Annotated in this window: 1 protein-coding gene; it reads left to right on the forward strand. The window is 39.6% G+C overall.

The features are described 5' to 3' along the window. The first annotated feature begins 27 nt into the window (after positions 1-27). Entirely contained in the window at positions 28-2,724 is a 2,697-nt protein-coding gene (locus tag DP117_RS33805; protein WP_169222521.1) for a CHAT domain-containing protein, read from the forward strand. Positions 2,725-3,108 lie beyond the last annotated feature (384 nt).

The raw sequence follows: 3,108 nt of genomic DNA on the forward strand, positions 1-3,108 counted from the left end.
TTGGGGAGGGGTAACACGAGGACTGCAATGATAACTAATCATCCGAACTTGATATCAGCAAATGCCAAGACACTTTTGGAGCAAGGTTTGCAACTTTATCAAGCAGAAAAATTTGCTGATGCAGTCAAGGTTTTCACACAGGCATCTCAGGGATTTCAAGCAGTTGAAGATGGACTGAACCAAGCTTTGGCATTAAGCTATCTTTCTTTAACTCACCAACAGTTAGGAGAATTAGCTAATGCTGAAAAAGCGATTGACAACAGCTTGGCACTATTACACAACAAAAAAGGTTCCAAAGAGTATTTATCTATCCGCGCTCAAGCTTTAAATACTAAAGGTAAGTTGCAATTAGCACAAGGACAACCAGACCAAGCACTGAAAAGCTGGGAAGAAGCGACAGTAGTTTATAAGCAAATTGGCGATGAAGCAGGTACCACTGGTAGCCAGATTAACCAAGCTCAGGCACTCCAAGCATTAGGATTTTACCGTCGTGCTAATAATACTCTAGATGCAGTAGAACAAAGCACAAACAAGCAATCTGACTCCATCATGAAAGCAACTCGATTGCTTAATCTCGGTAACACTCTGCGAGTGCTGGGAAATTTAAGCAAGTCACAGCAAGTTTTGCTCAAAAGTTTAATCATCGCTCAAAAACAGCAATCAAAACAAAAGGTTGCAGAAATTCAGCTAAGTTTAGGCAACACAGCCCAAGCTTTAGCCAATAATGAAATTGAAGAAGATAAAATTAAAGGATATATTCAAGAGTCTTTAAATTATTATCGTCAAGCCGCAACCACTTCTGAAAAACCCCTGACTCAACTAGAATCACAACTCAATGAACTACGGTTTTTGCGTCTAAGAGTAGACAAATTATTAGACCAACAGCGCAAAATTCAATTCAACTTAACTGAGGCAGATAAAAACAAATTATCAGAGCAAGAGAAAAAATATTTGTCAGAACAAGAGAAAACAATATCACAAGAATTACAAAATAATTTATCAGATATCAACCAGAGGTTGTTGCCTCAAATTCAATCTCGAATTGCTAGCATTCCACCCAGCCGTAGTAGTATTAACGCTCGCATTAACTTTGCCCAAAGTCTGATAAAACTAAAACAAAAGAACAATACTAGTAACATTTCTTGGCGAGAAATTGCTGAGATAGTTAAAGTTAGTGCTAACCAAGCTCAACAATTACAAGATAATCGTACCTATTCCTACGCCTTGGGTACTCTCGGCAACTTGTACGAGCAAACTCAACAATGGTCTGAAGCTCAAAATCTCACAGAGCAAGCTGTGAAACTTGCTGAAGGAATTTCTGCTTCTGATATTGCCTATCGTTGGCGATGGCAATTAGGTCGTATTCTTAAAGCCTTAGGCGATGATGATAAAGCGAAAGGCTCCTATAAACAAGCAATCAATTACCTCAAGTCGCTGCGCAATGATTTAGCCGTCGTTAACCGTGATGTGCAATTTTCTTTTCGAGATGAAGTAGAACCTGTATATCGAGAATATGTGAGTTTTCTTTTAGAAGGAAATTCTAGTGAAGAAAATATTAGGGCAGCAACAGAAGTGATTGACTCACTACAAGTAGCAGAGCTAGATAACTTTTTTCGCAGAGCTTGTGTAGATGCTAAACCGGTTCAGGTTGACGAGATTGATAAGAAAAATAACACAGTTTTTATTTATCCCTTAATATTACCTGACCGCTTGGCAGTTATCACCTCTCTCCCTAATGGAGTCAAGCGCCGTTATACATCTGATTTTCCCAAAGATGAATCTGGTAATTTTATTACTTCAGATAAAATAGAACAAACCATTGAAGAACTGAGTCAAAAACTGTTAAATCGCAACAGTGGAGAATTTTTCCCAGATTTACAGAATTTATATAAATGGTTAGTTCAAAAAACTTTAGACTCTGATTTAAAAAAAGACACAAATATTGTGTTTATTTTAGATGGAGTCTTAAGAAATATTCCAATGGCAGCACTTTATGATGGAAATCAATTTTTGATTGAAAAAGAATACAATATTGCTTTATCACCAGGTTTGCAGGTATTACCAACCATCACTCCTCTGAGAGCAGAAAGATTAGAAAGACGAGTAGTTGTTGCTGGACTGAGCGAATTACCCAAAGGGTTTGAACAAAAATATCCTGGAATATTTAATGATTTACCCTATGTCAAAAGAGAAGTGAATCAAATATCAGAAGAAGTGAAAATTCCAGTTCGGCAAACACTACTTAACAATCAATTTACGAGCACAACAATCACAGAAGCGGTTAAGTCTTCTAATGCACTTGTAATACACTTAGCAACTCATGGTCAATTTAGTTCGCAGGCAGAAAATACATTTATTCTGACTTGGAATGGTGAAGTCAATGTTAATGAGTTAAAATCTGTACTGAGAACGAGAGAGACAAACCAACAAGAACCAATTGATCTCCTGGTTTTGAGTGCTTGTCAAACAGCTAAAGGAGATAACCGAGCTACTTTAGGAATAGCAGGAGTTGCTATACAATCAGGAGCGCGTAGTACATTGGCAACTCTTTGGAATGTTGCCGATGAGACGACTGCGACAGTAATGATTGATTTTTACGACAATTTGGTTAATAAAAAAATGCCTAAAGCAGAAGCTTTGCGTCAGGCTCAAGTCAATCTCCTGAAAAATCACAGACATCCCTACTTTTGGGCACCCTACATTTTAATTGGTAACTGGCAATAAACTCGTTTCCAGCCTGAGGCTGGAAATGCCAGCGAAGAGGCTCTGCCTCAACCTAAGTACCGGAGGCAGAGCCTCCTAGTAGCGCATTCCCTGGCTCAGCCAGGGAACGAGGAGTTGGTAATTGGGAATAAACTCGTTTCCAGCCTCAGGCTGGAAATGCCAGCGAAGAGGCTCTGCCTCAACCTAAGTACCGGAGGCCGAGCCTCCTAGTAGCGCATTCCCTGGCTGAGCCAGGGAACGAGGAGTCAGAATCCAGAAGTCAGAATAAGAAATTGGGAAATGCCAGGTTGCGGAGTTTGATAAATTTCATCGTGGATGCTCCTGAACGTCTTGTGAACTACCACACACTGCCCTAACGGGTCAGTGTGGGCTTCTCAAATCCCC

The sequence above is a fragment of the Brasilonema sp. UFV-L1 genome (assembly GCF_012912105.1).
Classification (GTDB): domain Bacteria; phylum Cyanobacteriota; class Cyanobacteriia; order Cyanobacteriales; family Nostocaceae; genus Brasilonema.